This window comes from Tetragenococcus koreensis (assembly GCF_003795145.1).
Taxonomy (GTDB): Bacteria; Bacillota; Bacilli; order Lactobacillales; family Enterococcaceae; genus Tetragenococcus; species Tetragenococcus koreensis.
On sequence record NZ_CP027786.1, the window covers coordinates 2,574,115 to 2,591,662 of the forward strand.

The following is a 17,548-nucleotide window of genomic DNA, read 5'->3' on the forward strand; positions in this document are numbered from 1 at the left end:
TTTTAGACGGAGCTAGTTAAGTGCGCTTCAAAACAGGTTACACAATAAAAATATTTTCAATCTTCAACTTGACTTATTACCATTAGATTTATTGACAAGAGCCTTTAAAATATATCTATTTTCGGTTTTTTATATTCAACAAGAAAAGACAAGATTCTCGAAGTACTGGAAGATTCTCGTCTTTTCTTTCATTTCATTGTTATTTAAGAGTTAGTTTGTTTTATTGAATATATCCTACTTTTTGCCCTATAAATCGTGTCCGAACATATTGTTCGGGTGCAAAATGGATCTCTGTATATTCAAATATTTGACCGTCATCTAAATAAGCCCAGTTTTGAGTTAGTCCAATACAGTTTTCTTGCTTTAAGGCCAAGTAATTTTTATCTAAATCAGTCGCCAAAATTACTCTATCGACTAAACGTGAGCCAATAATCTTATGATTTGTGACAGACTGAATGTATCGGTAAATTGATTCTTGTGCAATCTTCTTTGTCAATCTTGGTACTACCTCTGATTTGAAAAAGCTATCATCTATCATTACAGGTTTACCATTAATTAGACGCAAACGAATAACGTGATAACAAGTAGTTCCTATTTGAAACATTGATTTCGCTGCAAGTGTAGCATCAACAATTATTAAATCCAACGAAAGTACCTTAGTTTCGATGGATTTTGTTTGAATTTTTGATCCACGCTCCATATTTCCAGAATCGATTAATAAATCCTCAACAGCTACCCTTTGTAAGACTACATTGGCACTACCGAGTTTACTGTAAACTAATCCTTCACTATTTAGCTGACGAATTGCCTTTCGGATTGTATTTCGAGAAACATTATACCTAAATAATTCATAGTTTTTCTGAAAGCTATCTAAAACCTTACAGTGAAGCCATTATTTCACATATTTTACAACACCCTTTGGGTGTACAAAAAGAACCCCAATCTGTTATGGTTAAAGTGACTAAACTAAACCATGAAAGGGGTTCTCTCAATGGCTACATTACAGGAAAAACGGATAAATTTCAATCCTAAACTAACAGTTTCCAACACTGGTGGTAATCTTTCAACAGATGCCGGATTGATTTTAGTAAAAGAATTTATGGACTCACTTGGATTTTTAGAATTGGCCAAAAGCCTCCTTCAAATCAAAGATGACCGGACTTACTGGAGACACGACAATATCTCCTTACTAGAACAACTTCTTTTCCAACTGATCTCTGGCTACGCTGCAGATTCATCAGCTAAATTATTGAAGGAAGATCCCATCTTCCAACTTATTTTAAATAAAGAAACAGCTGCTTCACAACCTTCTCTTTCACGTTTCTGGGACCGAATAGATGAAAAAACGATCCGTCAATTCCAAGATTTGAATCAAGCTTTGATTGATAAAGTACGATTGAAGCGAAACACAACAGAGATAATCATTGATTTGGATTCTACTCATTCGGATACTTTTGGAAATCAAGAAGGAACGAACTATAATGCCCACTATCAAACAAACGGTTACCACCCCTTAGTTGCTTTTGATGGGCTAACGGGCGACTTTTTAAAGGCAGAACTTCGTTCTGGAAATGTTTATACATCAAACGGTGTAAGGGATTTTCTAAGGCCTTTACTCAATCATTACAGCCAGCAACTTCCTTGCACAACGATTCTTGTGCGTGGAGACAGCGGCTTTGCGACACCAGAAGTATATGAAACTTGTGAATTGAACGAAAGCTTTTATGTGATTCGTCTGAAAGCCAATGCTCAACTAGCAAAGTTAGCAGAATCATTCATTTTAATTGGCGATGATCATCATTGGGAAGAAAAAGAAGTTCACTACTATTCTACGTCTTATCGAGCAAAAAGTTGGTCACAAGAACGTCGGGTTTGCATCAAATCAACTAGAGAAGCAGGAGAGCTGATTTTTCGTCATGAATATGTGATCACCAATTGTTCAGAAAATTTATCCGCTGAAAACATATTTTATACCTATCAAAATCGCGGTACGATGGAGAACTTTATTAAAGAAGCAAAGAATGGATTCTATTTTGATAAAACCGATAGCTCAACTTTTCTGGAAAATCATGCTCGTATGATGATAAGCCTATTGGCTTACAATATCGTTAACTTTATGCGAACACTTTGTTTATCGGCAAAAGAAGCGACACTTCAAATTGATACTCTCCGCTTGCATTTATTTAAAGTAGCAGGAAAATTGGTACGAAGTAGCCGTAGATTGCTATTAAAACTGAGCACGACTCATGTCTTTCAAGATAGTTTCTATCAGTTGTTAGAAAAAATACAACAACTCTGTTGGTGACCATCCAAATGAATTTTAAAAAATTCATTTCTTTCAGGGAGTTCGTGCGGCCAAAATTAAGTAATACCCTATCATTCAGCTCATCGTTTTACCTATTTTAACTTTTTCCATCCTTTAATGAATAAAAAAGTAAGTTAATTGGGATGGACAGATGAAAAAAATAACTTTTACAGATAAATTTTAGAAGTATGAATTATTCAGGATTACTGTACCTCTAATATTTTCTATTTTATCGTTTAAAAATAGAATGTCTACTTGTGAGCCTAATAATACTTTCATTTCTAAATACCTCTTATTTCCTTTCAAGAATCACTTTTTTAGATGGCATATTACCATGTCTTATAAACTCGAATATGATTCAGAACTTCCTCTGTCGTGCTTACTGGATAGGCTACAATTAACTAGACAGAAAAATTAAGGTGTGTAGACTAGAAGAAAACATACCAGGAGGAATTTTTATGTCTAAGAGAACACGAAGAACTTTTTCACAAGAATTCAAGCAACAAATCGTCAATCTTTACTTAGCTGGAAAGCCACGTGTAGAAATCATTCGAGAATATGAACTAACGGCTTCAGCATTTGACAAATGGGTAAAGCAATCTAAAACGAGTGGTTCATTCAAAGGAAAAGATAATCTTACGCCTGAACAAAAAGAATTGTTAGAACTACGTAAAAGAAACCAGCAATTAGAAATGGAAAATGATATTTTAAAGCAAGCAGCGCTGATATTCGGACGAAGAGACAAGTAATCGATGCGAATAAGCATCTTTACCCTATATCAGCGATGTGCAGAATATTAGGTCTATCACGTCAGTCCTATTATTATCAATCAAAACCAAAGAAAGACGAATCAGAACTTGAAGAAGTAGTCGCTGAAGAATTTATCCGCAGCCGAAAGGCCTACGGCTCAAGAAAAATAAAAAAAGCCTTATCAAAACGAGGCATTCAGATCAGCCGACGAAAAATTAGTAGAATCATGAAAAATAGAGGATTAAAATCGAGCTATACTGTTGCTTATTTTAAAGTACATCATTCTACTTGCAATGAAGCCAAAACGACAAACGTATTGAATCGTAAATTCTTAAGAGACAACCCATTAGAAGCGATCGTAACAGACTTGACTTATGTACGAGTCGGGAAAAAATGGAATTATGTCTGTTTCATTTTGGATCTGTTCAATCGAGAAATTCTCGGCTATTCTTGTGGAGAACATAAAGATGCCGTTCTAGTAAAAAAAGCATTTAGCCGTATCAAACAACCTCTGACAGAGGTTGAGATTTTTCATACTGATCGTGGAAAAGAGTTTGATAACCAAGCTATTGATGAATTATTAACAACTTTTGACATCAATCGATCATTGAGTCATAAAGGCTGTCCTTTTGATAATGCCGTAGCTGAATCAACTTATAAGTCGTTGAAAGTAGAATTTGTCTATCAATACACATTTGAAACCTTACAACAATTGGATTTGGAGTTATTTGACTATGTCAATTGGTGGAACCACCTTCGGTTGCACGGTACACTTGGCTACGAGACACCGGTTGGTTACCGTAACCAGAGATTGGCGCAGCGAATCCTTGATAATGAGCTCGGATGTGCTAACGCTAGCGAGGCAGTCTAACTTTAACTGTTAGCTCCTGCCGAAGATCGTCACATCCGAGGAGGCTCATTGTCAAGGACAATCGGAATAGGAATCTTTTGCGCTGCTTCATTTTTTTCGTAAAAAAGATAAAAAAAGAAATAAAAAGAAGAAAATCCACGTTTTTTCCCATTTTAATAAGGAAAAATAAACGTTTTCTTTTTTTCTTGAACAGTCTTTCTTTAAAAAAGAGCGCACGAAAGACACGGGTAAAAATACACCGTGTTTTTTTATGATGGCGAGAGTTACGCCGCGGGTCGTTTTTCTTGGGCTAAGGCGCGTTTTTTCTTCGCTAACATCAAGCAAAATGTGGTGGTCACATGCAATTTCATTTTCGCTAAGCCCCGTATCCGATGATCTTCAAAGAGATAATCGCGGTCGATCCGGCCGTTAACCCGTTCCACGGCGGAGCGCTCGTTATAATAACGTTGAAATTTTTTCGAATCCCGCCCGATCAAGTTAAAGACCCGTGGATCTTCGGCGCGTGGAATCGAAACCCGATGAATCCCCGCCCCATTTTTCGGATGCGTTTCATAACGAAGGGTGTCCGAAGCGGCATGATACCCCTTGTATTGCGCTCGGATAAGCTTTCCTCGATGGCTCACATAATAAACTTCACCTTTATAAGTATAAACGAAGTCGGTATCTTGATATTGTCGGGTGCTTTCTCCTTGCCAATGATTTACGATATCGATGATCGGCTTCATCCCTCGATCTTCAATGATCTCGCGTAATTTTCCTCCGTCATAGCCTTTATCTGCGGATAAATGGTCGCAACGTTCCGCCAGCCAGGAAGGCATTTGGGCCACCATTTCCTTAGCCACCGTTTTTTCCCCATTCGCCGCGGGTGTTACTCGAAATAAAAGGGGCAACTCATATCTGGCATCGGCGATTAGATGCACGCGATAACCATAAAACCAAGCGGATTTTGTTTGGATTTTCCCTTCTTTTGTCGTAGAGGTATAAGACTTTTGGGTATAATTGGCATCGTGATCTCGGCGCCCCTCGCATTTTTTCTTTTTTGGCGGTCTTTGGGCATAGGCTTCAATAATTTTGCCATCCAAAGCTAAGCTTTCGCCGAGGTCGGAGAGCGCTTCTTGTAGCTCCTCGGTCATATGGGCAAATAGGGCGTCGAGCAGGTCTTGAACATCGATCAGTCGCCTTTGAAATCGTGTGAAAGCTGAAGGACTAGGAGCTAAACTTTTGCGGCCGTTTTTTCGATTGTAGCGTGGTTCAAGATGACAAGCATGACGTAAAAAAGGATTCCGCTCAAGTTCATTGATTAACTCCGTGGGCCCTTGATGATGGAAGACAAACATCGCAATCCAGCAGCGAAACATCGCGTCGTTCGGCCAATCATCGCGTCCGCTCGCACGTCGGTCATCTAATTCCTGGATCAAGTGCTGGTAAGGGATCTGATTTAATAGAGCTTCAAACTCTTGAAGCGGTCCGCAATCAAAATCTTCAAATAAGTTGATATTGTATGGTACAATAGTTTCAGAATTCATAAGAAAAGCCTCCTATTTAGTTTTGTCGTTACTACTATTATAGTGGAAATCGCTCGATTTGTCGGCTTTTCTTATGATTCTTTTTTCTATTTTCATTTATACCGTGAAATTCTAAAAAAATAGAAATCGGAAAGGCCAAATCCTCATTTCATAGGGTTTTACCTTCCGATTTCTTTTTTATTACAATCGTTAATCCTTGTAAGACAAGGACTTTCAACATCGCGATTTATTCGAATAGCATACGGAAAGAAGTTCTGCACCTTATAAAATTTGTCAAAAAAATTGTTGCCATTCCAAGTAAAAAAGGAAGCAATTTCTCGGCAAAGTTAACACTGAATGACGAAATGAAATTAGCTTTTGAATTTCCAAAAAAATAAAAACACAAGATCTAGACCTTGCCCCTTTTGGAAAAAAGGGGCAAGCCCCCAAAATCGTCTCAGTCACCCAGTTGTAATAGCCTAAAACTGAATGACACTTAAATAAGTCAAGGAACGGGTAAGTATTTTTTGGCAGACCACCAAAAAATCTCCACCCTCACAGTCCTTGACTTCTTTATTTTTGGCTGTGGGCTGTCGTCGCCGACAGTCAAACCAGTTGTAAAAAATATTGGCTATCTTGCCTGTCGCTAAAATAGTGTACCGCCAAAAAACGCTTGAAAGGAATTTTTCTTTTGCTCGCTTGTTGCTTTGTAAGAATAAGTAGCTATTCTGCAAATAACCCTAATATTTCGTATTTCTCTAAAAAACCAGTGTTTGAGAGGGAAGTTCTACGCTCATTTCAGATTGATCTATGGGTAACTATCCATGAAAATGCCTGTAAACCGCTCTTTTTTCAGTTTTTTTAAAGAGAGAGAAAATAAAAATAAAATACCAACTTTTTACGTATATTAATAACGAAGGACTTAAATATAGGATGATCAAAGGAGGCGTTCTTATGTATGAAGACGAATGGAGAGAATACTATGCAACCAAAAATGAGAGCATACATATTACGAGAAACAAACTCATTTTCCAATGCAATGAAGGAATCGCTCTGTCTAATCATAAAACGGAAATTGAAAGAATCATGCATGCATTGGCACTTAAACTCTTATTACTGGAGTTAAATTCATATGATTTTTAATCTGCAAAAAAGTTTATAGCACCGTCGCTTATACCAGAAAATATAACAAACGCCGCATTGTTTTTTTGTGCACTTTAATGATCTATTCAACTAAGGAATTAAGCTGGCTGTCAAGAGAGTAATATCGTATTGAATCTCAGGTGGAAATTTTCTGCGGTATCTTTTTTGACTGAAATGACATTAGTGTCTTTTGGGGATTGTGTATGTAAGTATTTTTTAAAATCATTTTAACAAGTTTTGGACAAAAATTCTCATGAAAAAACAGAATTTAAATAGCATGATAAATTAGAGAAGATAGTTTAATGTGCTTATAGGAACACCCCACTTTTACAGTCACAATCAATAACCTTGCTACTTTCTTTCGAAATTGATAAGAGTCTAAAGGATTGACAACGCTTGATAGTGAGCATAAACTTAATGTACGCTAGTTAGTTTACAAGTGCAAACTAAAAAAGTATGATGTGTCGTCTCTGAAATTCTCCCTGATTCAAGTCATAACCAGAGTACATATCGGTTATTTTTTGATTCCATATTTTTTCCTTTATGTGCTGAGGATTAAGGGGTACCAATTGTAATTGCGCGTTATATGGTCTTTGTTTAGAATCGCTCTCCAAAAAGCCAATTTTTTTGCATAGAATTTTAGATGTGGTACCATTAATTAGAATTATTATAAATAAGAAGTAGGTATCATTGTTTCAGTACAAAGACTAGGAGGAATGGAAGATGGAAATAGACTACAAGGATCATGGGAAGAAGCCGTATATCATTAATATTGAAGACGCCACCACAGGAAATGATAATTACCGGACGACCATTTGGACAGGCAGTAAACTGCAAGTCACCGTAATGTCCATTCAACCGGGCGATGACATCGGTTTGGAAGTGCACGAAGGCATTGACCAATTTATCCGTATTGAAGAAGGAGAAGGCGTGTGTAAAATGGGGCCTTCTAAAGATAACTTACATGTTCAACAAAAAGTGATGGATGATGACGCCGTATTTGTTCCGGCGGACATGTGGCACAACATCGAAAACACCGGTGATAAGCCGCTCAGACTGTATACCATTTATGCTGGTCCAGATCACCTTGAAGGAACGGTTCACCCTACTCATGAAGACGCCAAAAACGATCCAAACGAACACTGAGGTACACTAGGATGAAACAAAAGCCCTGCACCCGTATGGATGGTCCACTGGTGCAGGGCTTTTTTATAAAGGAGAGAAGTGGTATGAGTGATTCATTGTTTCAATTAGAGAAGGTTGGTTTTCAGGCAAACGGAAACCAAATCCTTCAAGATATCTCTTTTACAGTAAACAAAGGGGAAGTGATTGTTTTTTCTGGTCCTTCTGGAAGTGGAAAAAGTACCCTTTTGAAATTAATTGGTACGCTGCTTTCCCCAACTTCCGGAAAAATTTATTATCGAGGTACGGATCTGCAAAAAATCGATCCTGTGGAGTATAGAAAAGAAGTCTCTTATTTCTTTCAAAACGCTTCTCTATTCGATGAGACAGTTCAAGAGAACTTGTCTTTTCCTGCCCGCATAAGAGAAGAAGGATTTGATCGGGAACGTGCAAAAAAATTGTTAGAACGAGTTCAAATACCTGAAACTTACTTATCGAAAGAGGTCAAGGAACTATCAGGAGGGGAAAAACAACGGGTTGCATTGGTCCGAAATTTGATGTATCAACCGAAAGTGTTGCTCCTGGATGAAGTTACCAGTTCATTGGACCAAGAAAACAGAGCGATTGTCCTTGATTTAGTCCGAGACATGATGAAAGACCAACAAACTAAGGTGTTGGCCGTCACTCACAACCAGGAAGAAATCGACCAAGCTTCTCGTCTGATTACTATCAAAGGTGGAAAAATGGAGGAATCGAAATGACAAACAATTTGGAAATCAGTAATCTTTCTTTGCTTTTATCCTCTGTCCTCTTGATAGTTGCCTTGTTGATTGATTACAAAGAGAAATTGGGATTAGGAAACGACATTTTTATTGCGGGAATTCGCGCTGTCGTTCAATTATTCCTTATTGGATATGTATTGAGCTACGTATTACGAGTGGATAACAACTTTCTCACTTTAGCGATGGTTTTGTTCATTGTGTTCAACGCTTCTTATAACGCCCATACACGCAGTGAGGGGATCAACCGCTCTTTTAAAATTTCAACGACGGCTATTGGAGTAGGAACAGCCTTGTCCTTACTCATTCTTGTTTTTTCAGGAGTCATTGACTGGTCCCCTTCCCAAATCGTTCCAATTACAGGCATGATTGCCAGCAACGCCATGACTGCGATTGGAGTGACCTATCGGTCTTTGAATTCAAAATTTACGGACCAACGCCAACAGGTATTGGAAAAATTGGCATTGGGAGCCAATAAAAAACAAGCGTCCATGAGTATTGTAAGAGAAAGCGTCAAAACGGGCATGGCTCCTTCAATTGACCGAACAAAAACGGTTGGACTTGTCAGCCTACCAGGTATGATGTCAGGGTTGATTTTTGCGGGAATTGATCCTGTTCAAGCGATTCGTTACCAAATTGTTGTGATGTTTATGTTGATTTCAGTTACTGCGATTTCTTCGTTTATTGCTAGTTATATGGCTTACCGTGAGTTTTATAACAATCGCAGTCAATTAATTATATGATTTGGGATGATACACTACTCTTAAAACCAGTGGTTACAATTTTATGTAGTTAAAAGAAGACCTCACGAGAATAATTGCAAAAAGTGGAATGGCAACAGTTTTTTTGACAAATTTTATAAGGTGCAGAACTTCTTTCCGTATGCTATTCCGATTGTCCTTGACAATGAGCCTCCTCGGATGTGACGATCTTCGGCAGGAGCTAACAGTTAAAGTTAGACTGCCTCGCTAGCGTTAGCACATCCGAGCTCATTATCAAGGATTCGCTGCGCCAATCTCTGGTTACGGTAACCAACCGGTGTCTCGTAGCCAAGTGTACCGTGCAACCGAAGGTGGTTCCACCAATTGACATAGTCAAATAACTCCAAATCCAATTGTTGTAAGGTTTCAAATGTGTATTGATAGACAAATTCTACTTTCAACGACTTATAAGTTGATTCAGCTACGGCATTATCAAAAGGACAGCCTTTATGACTCAATGATCGATTGATGTCAAAAGTTGTTAATAATTCATCAATAGCTTGGTTATCAAACTCTTTTCCACGATCAGTATGAAAAATCTCAACCTCTGTCAGAGGTTGTTTGATACGGCTAAATGCTTTTTTTACTAGAACGGCATCTTTATGTTCTCCACAAGAATAGCCGAGAATTTCTCGATTGAACAGATCCAAAATGAAACAGACATAATTCCATTTTTTCCCGACTCGTACATAAGTCAAGTCTGTTACGATCGCTTCTAATGGGTTGTCTCTTAAGAATTTACGATTCAATACGTTTGTCGTTTTGGCTTCATTGCAAGTAGAATGATGTACTTTAAAATAAGCAACAGTATAGCTCGATTTTAATCCTCTATTTTTCATGATTCTACTAATTTTTCGTCGGCTGATCTGAATGCCTCGTTTTGATAAGGCTTTTTTTATTTTTCTTGAGCCGTAGGCCTTTCGGCTGCGGATAAATTCTTCAGCGACTACTTCTTCAAGTTCTGATTCGTCTTTCTTTGGTTTTGATTGATAATAATAGGACTGACGTGATAGACCTAATATTCTGCACATCGCTGATATAGGGTAAAGATGCTTATTCGCATCGATTACTTGTCTCTTCGTCCGAATATCAGCGCTGCTTGCTTTAAAATATCATTTTCCATTTCTAATTGCTGGTTTCTTTTACGTAGTTCTAACAATTCTTTTTGTTCAGGCGTAAGATTATCTTTTCCTTTGAATGAACCACTCGTTTTAGATTGCTTTACCCATTTGTCAAATGCTGAAGCCGTTAGTTCATATTCTCGAATGATTTCTACACGTGGCTTTCCAGCTAAGTAAAGATTGACGATTTGTTGCTTGAATTCTTGTGAAAAAGTTCTTCGTGTTCTCTTAGACATAAAAATTCCTCCTGGTATGTTTTCTTCTAGTCTACACACCTTAATTTTTCTGTCTAGTTAATTGTAGCCTATCCATATTACCATGTCGGAAATCGCAGACTTGATTGAGAAAATGTATGGGCATCACTATACTCCACAAACCATGTCCAACATGACTAAAGTGCTGACTGAAGAAGTAAATGCATTTAAAGTTAGAACTCTAAATGATAAGTATGTCGCTATTTTCATGGATGCTACTTATATTCCTTTAAAACGGCAAACCGTCTCCAAAGAAGCAATCTATATTGCCATTGGTATACGAGAAGACGGCACTAAAGAAGTACTAAGTTATGCGATTGCTCGGACTGAATCGACCTACGTTTGGAATGAGTTGTTACAGGACATTTACTCCAGAGGGGTTCATGATGTCTTACTGTTTATTACCGATGGCTTAAAAGGCATGAAAGATACGATTCACCAGATTTATCCTAAAGCTAAATACCAACATTGCTGTGTTCACGTTTCCCGTAATATCAGTCATAAAGTACGTGTCAAAGATCGAAAAGAAATCTGTGATGATTTTAAGGCTGTTTATCAAGCTAGCTCAAAGGAAGAGGCAAATACCTTTTTAGGGAGTATGATTGAGAAGTGGCAGAAAACTTATCCTAAAGTGACGCAGTCACTGATAAAAAATCAAGATTTATTGACTTTTTATGAGTTTCCGCCTGGTATCCGCCGAAGCATTTACTCAACTAATTTAATCGAATCTTTCAATAAACAAATCAAGAAATACAGCCACCGCAAGGAACAGTTCCAAAATGAAGAGTCGATGGAACGTTTCTTAGTCTCGTCTTTTGATACTTACAACCCAAAATTCCTAGGTCGCAGTCATAAAGGTTTCCAACAGGCCGAAGGCGAGCTCGAACAAATGCTGAGTCAACCGATGGAGAATTAGAAACAATCTACAGTAGGGAAGAACCATTTACACAAAATTATTGACGCTCCCAAGCTAAAACTCCTATTAATCGATCTACTAAAAATAAATAAAAAAATTCTTTTCAATTTTTATTTATGGTATGACATAAATAAAGTAAAGTTATTCTTCTAGGTTAATCTTATTAATACTCTTTCTCACTAGTGTTGCATGCAACACTAGTGAGAAAGAGCATTAAATATACTGCAAGGCAAGACATTTGGTAATTGAAGAATAACAAGCAAAAAAATAGCAGTCAGGTCTCTTGACAAAGTATAGTTGCTATTCTTTTTTTAGGCCCTACTTTAATGAAATTTTTGTTTGGAGGGAACGACTTCATTCCTTTGATTATTTCAGTTGAATTTAATAGAGAAGCCTGGCGTCTATTAAGAAATACTTTTCTTGATGAGCGTCAATTTTTTTAACGGAAATCTATCCTATACTAAATTCAGTAAAGAAAAAGGAGGAATCAAAGAAAGCTATTTTAAACAAACCAAAATTATAGGAGGAATAAATCATGACTGAAAATAAAGCTACTCAAGAAAGAACACCCCAAGAAAGATTGCAAGAAGAACAAGAACACAAGGAACATGTTCATCATACGAAAATTAATGCAGCGGCCATTGCGGATCATCTTTTAGGCAACATGCATACATTACATGTGAAACTGCACCAATATCACTGGTATGTAAAAGGAGCCAATTTCTTTACGTTGCATGAAAAATTTGAAGAATTGTATAATCAAAACGAAGAATGGTTCGACAAACTAGCAGAACGCTTGATTATTTCCGGTCATAAACCGGCTTCAACCACCGCTGAATTTGAAAAATATTCCATGCTTTCAGAAGATGCCATCAATAAATACGCTAAAGCAGAAGACATGGTTGAAAATATTATCGAAGATTTCAGAAGTACCCGTGAATTAACGATTCGTGCTATTCGTTTAGTACAAGATGAGGGTGACGATGCTTTAGAAGATACACTGATTGCTTTTAAAAATGACTTAGACAAGAACATTTGGATGCTGCAAGCGTTCATTGGCAAAGAGGCATTGGAAGACGACGATGCGTTTGATGAGGATGAAGATTAGGTTTTTCGTAAACATACATTTAAAAATTAAAGATTTTGGGGTTGGGACTCTTTCCAGCTCCCATTTTTTTGCCGTTAAAAAGACTTTTCTTGATGAGTGTCAATTTTTTTGAGGTAGGGGGCCTTTATACTAAATATAGGAAAGTTAAAAGAAGGACAATAAACTGATAAAGGGGAAGAACGAATTGACTCAATACACCCAACCACATGCAGCAGGAGACCACTCAGCTTGTATCCGCTTAGTCCCGATATTCAATCATTTGGAGGAAAGCTCGATGGATCGCATCGCTGGAAAAGCTCACACGAAGCACTATCAAAAAGGGGAGTTTCTGTTTCGCTCGCAAGAAAAAGATGATGCCTTGTATATTGTGAATCGCGGAAAAGTCCGCATCTATCGCTTGTCTAATTCTGGCAAAGAGCAACTAGTTCGTATTTTGAATCCGGGTGACTTTACGGGAGAATGGACGTTGTTCAATCCTGATGCTGTGCACGAGGAATACGCAGAAGCTACTCGAGATACGTCTGTCTGCATGATTCAACAACATGATGTACAAGAGTTTCTAAAAGAGTATCATGCAATTTCGTTAAAGCTGCTAGGAGAAATGTCGCAGCGGTTAGAAAGCTCCGGACGTCAAACTGCACAAGTAGCCGTGGAGAGTGTCATTACCCGTTTAGTTTTGTTTTTGGCAGAAAATGTGGAACCTGAAATGGGCAACTCTCCCACCATCACCCTGCCGATGGCAAAAAAGGACATTGCTTCCTATTTAGGAACGACACCTGAGACCATCAGTCGCAAATTTGGAGAATTGGAGGACGAGGGATTGATTCAACAGCTGTCTGGGAAAAGGATCAAGATTCAGGATTTAGATGATTTATTGCTTTACAGCGAATAATCGGACACACTTTTTTCTACACGTTGGTGTTCTGTCGCTCTTCATTAACAACGGGACAGACCTCAGTGCTTTTGCTTCCATCTGTCCGTTTTTGGCTTTTTTAAGACAGAACGACCTTCATTCATTGGAAAAATAAAAGTACAAACATGATAATCCTCAAGTTTCTTTGTTTTATTTTTCTTTAAGATAGGGTTGCCGAACAAAACGTAAAAATAAGTAGAGGTGAATGTGCATTATTTTTGGGTGATAGTTGCCATCACGTTGTCAGCAGCGGGTGCATTCTTTGTCGTCCCTTTCACCAAGAACACGATTGGCGGCGAAGCAAAAACGTCTAACGTTGTTGAGGCAGATAGGTTAGCTATGGAAAAAGAAGAGGAAGTTGTAAAAGGAGCCGGCGTAATCGGACACGGAAAAGTGGCGTATTACGAAGCGAGTGACCAGGGAGCTAAAAGTGAATTCACTGTTTGGTTTCCATGGAGCTTAGCCGGAATCTTGTTCAGCATCACCATGACTAGAATGACGCGAAAAATTGAAGAAATGGAGCAAATAGAATGGGATTCGTATTAGGCGTTTTGAATCCCCATGTGGTGGAGATTGGTTCTGTTGTGATTCATTGGTATGGAGTCATTATTGCAGCGGGCATATTAGCGGCTCTCCAGTTGAGCACCAAGGAAGCAAAGAAAAAAGGACTGGAAGAGGATACCATTATCGATATGGCCTTATGGGCAATTCCGATTGGACTCCTCGGCGCTCGGCTTTATTATGTGTTATTTGAACTTGGTTATTATCTGCAAAATCCAGGACAAATCCTTGCGATTTGGAATGGCGGCATTGCGATTTATGGGGGATTGATTGCAGGAGGGGGTACGCTATATTGGTATGCAAAGAAAAAAGGTACTTCTTTGGCACTCGTTCTTGATATTTTAGCGCCCAATGTATTGTTAGCCCAGTCCATTGGTCGTTGGGGCAATTTTATGAATCAGGAAGCTCATGGTGGACCGGTTACTCGTCAATTCTTGGAAAATCTTTATTTACCTGAATTTATCATTGAACAAATGAATATCAATGGTACCTACTACCATCCGACTTTTTTATACGAGTCATTGTGGAGTTTGTTGGGCTTTGTCCTCATCGTCACTATACGGAACCGAAAACAGCTTTTGCGTCAAGGAGAAGTCGCTTTGAGTTACGTTTTGTGGTACTCAGTGGGTCGGTTCTTCATTGAAGGTATGCGAACGGACAGTTTATGGATTGGCGAGTGGATCCGCGTTTCGCAAGCCTTGTCTCTGGCCCTGTTTATTGGCGCGATTGTAGTATGGTTTATACGCAGACAAGATTATCCACCAATTTCTTATTATTCTGATGGCAATAAGGGGCAGAAAAAGACTATTAAGATGGTGAATTGAGCAAAAAGATAAAAAGAAGTGCAAAACTTGATATGCGTCAATTTTCGTTTGCTAAAAGTGAGCTATACTACAGTTGTAAAGAGGAAAAGGCAGTGTTCATTAATCTGCTGCCGATAAAATAAAAACACATAAAGGAGATAGGAATTATGGAAAAAGCTATATTGCAATTAGAAACGTTGTCTTGTCCAAGTTGTATGCAAAAAATTGAAGGTGCCGTGAAATCAGTTAACGGTATTGATAAAGACAGCATTAAAGTATTATTCAACTCCAGCAAAGTCAAAACCAATTTTGATTCAGCTGTCACTTCGATTGAAGAGATTCAAAAAGCTATCGAAAACGTAGGCTATCCGGTCCTTAAAGCAAAAGTCAAGGCCGCTTAACAGATTAAATGAACTAGGCAATTCTGGAAGAAAAGCTATTTTTCCAGGATTGCTTTTTTTGTTGCAATCCGATTCGAGGTGCTTAGAAACGATAAAAGAGAACTTTCTAAACTTGATGTCAGTCAATTAATTACTTAGGCAATTATCTTATACTGTGTTTATCAATAAAAGAGAAATTAAATTTGGAGGGAAAAAGCATGCAACAATATATATTAAGCAAGAAAAATGTTATCACCGTCATCAGTGGATTGTTAATCGTACTCGGTTTCTTCAGTCACTTTGTTTTAGAAAACGTAGGACTTTCAGAGTGGTCTTTGATCATCGCCTCTGTCTTTGGGATTACGCCAATTGCCATTCAAGCGTTTCAAGCAATGAAAGTCAAAGTCATCAGTATTGATGTCTTAGTCAGTATTGCAGCGATTGGTGCGCTTTTTATTCAAAATTATGAAGAATCGGCTATTGTCACGTTCTTATTCTTATTCGGACACTACTTGGAACAACGAACATTGAACCAAACGCGATCTGCTATCAAAGAATTGACTGAAATGGCACCCGAAAGCGCCTTGAAACAAATGGATAATGGCGAATTTGAAGAAGTAGAAGTGGATGATGTAGATGAAGGGGATATCTTGCTCGTTAAAACGGGTGCGAAAGTTCCAGTAGATGGTACAGTCCTTACGGGTGAAGGGCATATCAATGAAGCTAGCATTACAGGTGAAGCTGTTCCGGTCAACAAGCTAGCTGATGCAGAAGTTTTTGCAGGAACCATTTTAGAAAACGGAACGATTCAAATCAGAGCTGACCGAGTTGATGAGGACACCACATTTGGAAAAATTATTGAACTTGTGGAAGAAGCACAAGATTCTAAATCCGAAGCGGAACGGTTCATTGATCGCTTTTCTAAATACTACACACCAGCTGTCTTGGTTCTGGCAATTGTTGTATGGGCGTTCAGTCAAAATATTGAGTTAGCAATCACCATCTTGGTTCTAGGTTGCCCAGGCGCATTAGTTATCGGAGTGCCTGTCTCAAACGTTGCCGGTATTGGGAATGGTGCTCGTAACGGTGTTCTTTTAAAAGGGAGTGAAGTCATTCAAGACTTCAGCAATGTGGATACAATTGTATTTGATAAGACAGGTACTTTAACTGTCGGAAACCCAACCGTTGCAGCGACTGAACTGTATGAAAAAGATTCTGCTGAAACGCTTGGCTATCTGGCCAGTGTGGAACGGGAATCAGATCATCCATTAGCAAAAGCGGTCTTAAATCAAATTGGAGAAACAAATTTTTATCCTGTTGAAGGAACTGAAGTCGTGAAAGGCGGCGGAATCGTTTCAAGTGTAGCTGGACATAGAGTGGCTGTTGGGAATGTGGCCTTGATGGAAAAAGAAAATGTCACTCTCAGCAAAAAAGTGCAAAAAGATATCAAACGGTTTGAACAACAAGGGAACTCTCTCGTTTTGACAGCGGTCGACGGTGAATTAAAAGTACTGATGGGCATTCGCGATCAAGTCCGTCCGGGTGTGAAAGCTAATTTGCAGGAATTAAAAGACTTGGGCGTGAAAAATCTAGTCGTTCTTTCAGGAGATAACCAAGGAACCGTTGATGTGGTCGCCGGCGAACTTGGTTTGACCGAAGCTCACGGCCACATGTTGCCGGAAGACAAATCGGCTTATATCGGAAAACTTCAACAACGTGGTCAAATTGTAGCCTTTGTTGGAGATGGCGTTAACGATAGTCCGTCCTTAGCTTTAGCAGACATTGGAATCGCAATGGGAAGCGGAACGGACGTAGCGATTGAAACATCCGATGTCGTTTTAATGAACTCGAACTTCAGCAACTTGCCTCACGCATTAGGATTAGTAAAAGCTACCGCAAATAATATGAAACAAAATATCGTGATTTCAATTGGAGTAGTGTTGGTCTTGTTGACCAGCGTCTTCTTCAGCGAATGGATGAATATGTCTATCGGAATGTTGGTTCATGAAGGTAGTATCTTGGTGGTAATTTTCAATGGCATGAGATTAATGAAGTATAAGTTGAAAAGTTGAAAAGAACAAAAAGAAGTATCAGCACCTGCAGAGAAAGTAAAAATATCTTAAGAATAAATTAGAAGAGGCTGAGACAATAGTCCATCCTTGAAATGACAAAAGCGGAAAATCCCAGATTTAAAAATCTGAGTTTCCGCTTTTTTGAGTTCTTGAAAAAAAAATAAGAGTATAGAGTATGCTCTTT

At 38.4% G+C, this 17,548-nt stretch carries 15 protein-coding genes and 1 pseudogene; 13 read left to right on the forward strand and 3 right to left on the reverse strand.

The genetic code is table 11. The features are described 5' to 3' along the window. Positions 1 to 220 precede the first annotated feature (220 nt). Positions 221 to 700 carry a UTRA domain-containing protein gene (locus tag C7K43_RS12310; RefSeq protein WP_094243845.1) on the reverse strand — a complete coding sequence of 160 codons (480 nt, stop codon included), beginning with the start codon at positions 698 to 700 and terminating at the stop codon, positions 221 to 223. A 291-nt stretch (positions 701 to 991) separates the two neighbouring features. On the opposite strand from C7K43_RS12310, the gene C7K43_RS12320 reads away from it, so the two are divergent. Together C7K43_RS12320 and C7K43_RS12325 are read left to right on the forward strand one after the other, a co-directional pair. Beyond that, positions 992 to 2,305 (forward strand): IS1380 family transposase, encoded by a 1,314-nt coding sequence (locus C7K43_RS12320; RefSeq protein ID WP_068710728.1) that lies wholly within the window; start codon positions 992 to 994, stop codon positions 2,303 to 2,305. 458 nt (positions 2,306 to 2,763) lie between these two features. Beyond that, a protein-coding gene (locus C7K43_RS12325) for an IS3 family transposase (RefSeq protein WP_094243854.1) occupies positions 2,764 to 3,926 on the forward strand; the annotation gives its coding sequence in 2 pieces (ribosomal slippage) (positions 2,764 to 3,040 and positions 3,040 to 3,926; 1,164 coding nt in all). Positions 3,927 to 4,189: 263 nt separating this feature from the next. On the opposite strand, the gene C7K43_RS12330 is transcribed toward C7K43_RS12325, so the two are convergent. Continuing rightward, positions 4,190 to 5,452 (reverse strand): transposase, encoded by a 1,263-nt coding sequence (locus C7K43_RS12330; RefSeq protein WP_124006522.1) that lies wholly within the window; start codon positions 5,450 to 5,452, stop codon positions 4,190 to 4,192. A gap of 933 nt (positions 5,453 to 6,385) precedes the next feature. Here C7K43_RS12330 and C7K43_RS12340 point away from each other — a divergent pair. From C7K43_RS12340 to C7K43_RS12360, 4 genes are all read left to right on the forward strand, one after another. After that, positions 6,386 to 6,574: a hypothetical protein gene (locus C7K43_RS12340; RefSeq protein WP_068710172.1), complete on the forward strand. Its 189-nt coding sequence runs from the start codon at positions 6,386 to 6,388 to the stop codon at positions 6,572 to 6,574. 723 nt (positions 6,575 to 7,297) lie between these two features. Beyond that, positions 7,298 to 7,720: a cupin domain-containing protein gene (locus tag C7K43_RS12350; protein ID WP_002307506.1), complete on the forward strand. Its 423-nt coding sequence runs from the start codon at positions 7,298 to 7,300 to the stop codon at positions 7,718 to 7,720. A gap of 83 nt (positions 7,721 to 7,803) precedes the next feature. Next, positions 7,804 to 8,457 carry an ABC transporter ATP-binding protein gene (locus tag C7K43_RS12355; protein ID WP_068710171.1) on the forward strand — a complete coding sequence of 218 codons (654 nt, stop codon included), beginning with the start codon at positions 7,804 to 7,806 and terminating at the stop codon, positions 8,455 to 8,457. Beyond that, entirely contained in the window at positions 8,454 to 9,218 is a 765-nt protein-coding gene (locus tag C7K43_RS12360; protein ID WP_002318452.1) for an ABC transporter permease, read from the forward strand. The genes C7K43_RS12355 and C7K43_RS12360 overlap by 4 nt, the downstream gene beginning before the upstream one ends. A gap of 212 nt (positions 9,219 to 9,430) precedes the next feature. Here the strand turns inward: C7K43_RS12360 and C7K43_RS12365 are convergent. Further along, positions 9,431 to 10,593, reverse strand: a protein-coding gene (locus C7K43_RS12365) for an IS3 family transposase (RefSeq protein WP_094243854.1) whose coding sequence is annotated in 2 segments (ribosomal slippage) — positions 9,431 to 10,317 and positions 10,317 to 10,593 — 1,164 coding nt in all. Because the reading frame shifts where the segments join, the coding sequence is not laid out codon by codon here. A 76-nt stretch (positions 10,594 to 10,669) separates the two neighbouring features. Here C7K43_RS12365 and C7K43_RS12370 point away from each other — a divergent pair. From C7K43_RS12370 to C7K43_RS12400, 7 genes and pseudogenes are all read left to right on the forward strand, one after another. Then, positions 10,670 to 11,527: pseudogene (locus tag C7K43_RS12370) on the forward strand (IS256 family transposase); the annotation flags it as partial. A gap of 535 nt (positions 11,528 to 12,062) precedes the next feature. Further along, entirely contained in the window at positions 12,063 to 12,635 is a 573-nt protein-coding gene (locus C7K43_RS12375; RefSeq protein ID WP_068710169.1) for a Dps family protein, read from the forward strand. 184 nt (positions 12,636 to 12,819) lie between these two features. Then, the gene (locus C7K43_RS12380; RefSeq protein WP_124007094.1) at positions 12,820 to 13,527 is read left to right on the forward strand and encodes a Crp/Fnr family transcriptional regulator; all 708 of its coding nucleotides are present in this window, start codon (positions 12,820 to 12,822) and stop codon (positions 13,525 to 13,527) included. Positions 13,528 to 13,755: 228 nt separating this feature from the next. After that, positions 13,756 to 14,094, forward strand: coding sequence for a hypothetical protein (locus C7K43_RS12385; RefSeq protein WP_028790832.1), 339 nt, complete (start codon positions 13,756 to 13,758; stop codon positions 14,092 to 14,094). Further along, positions 14,079 to 14,933, forward strand: coding sequence for a prolipoprotein diacylglyceryl transferase (lgt, locus tag C7K43_RS12390; RefSeq protein WP_068710168.1), 855 nt, complete (start codon positions 14,079 to 14,081; stop codon positions 14,931 to 14,933). The genes C7K43_RS12385 and lgt overlap by 16 nt, the downstream gene beginning before the upstream one ends. A gap of 146 nt (positions 14,934 to 15,079) precedes the next feature. Further along, complete coding sequence (locus C7K43_RS12395) at positions 15,080 to 15,313, forward strand: heavy-metal-associated domain-containing protein (protein ID WP_003103602.1); 234 nt, start codon at positions 15,080 to 15,082, stop codon at positions 15,311 to 15,313. Positions 15,314 to 15,510: 197 nt separating this feature from the next. After that, positions 15,511 to 17,364: a heavy metal translocating P-type ATPase gene (locus tag C7K43_RS12400; protein ID WP_124007095.1), complete on the forward strand. Its 1,854-nt coding sequence runs from the start codon at positions 15,511 to 15,513 to the stop codon at positions 17,362 to 17,364. Positions 17,365 to 17,548 lie beyond the last annotated feature (184 nt).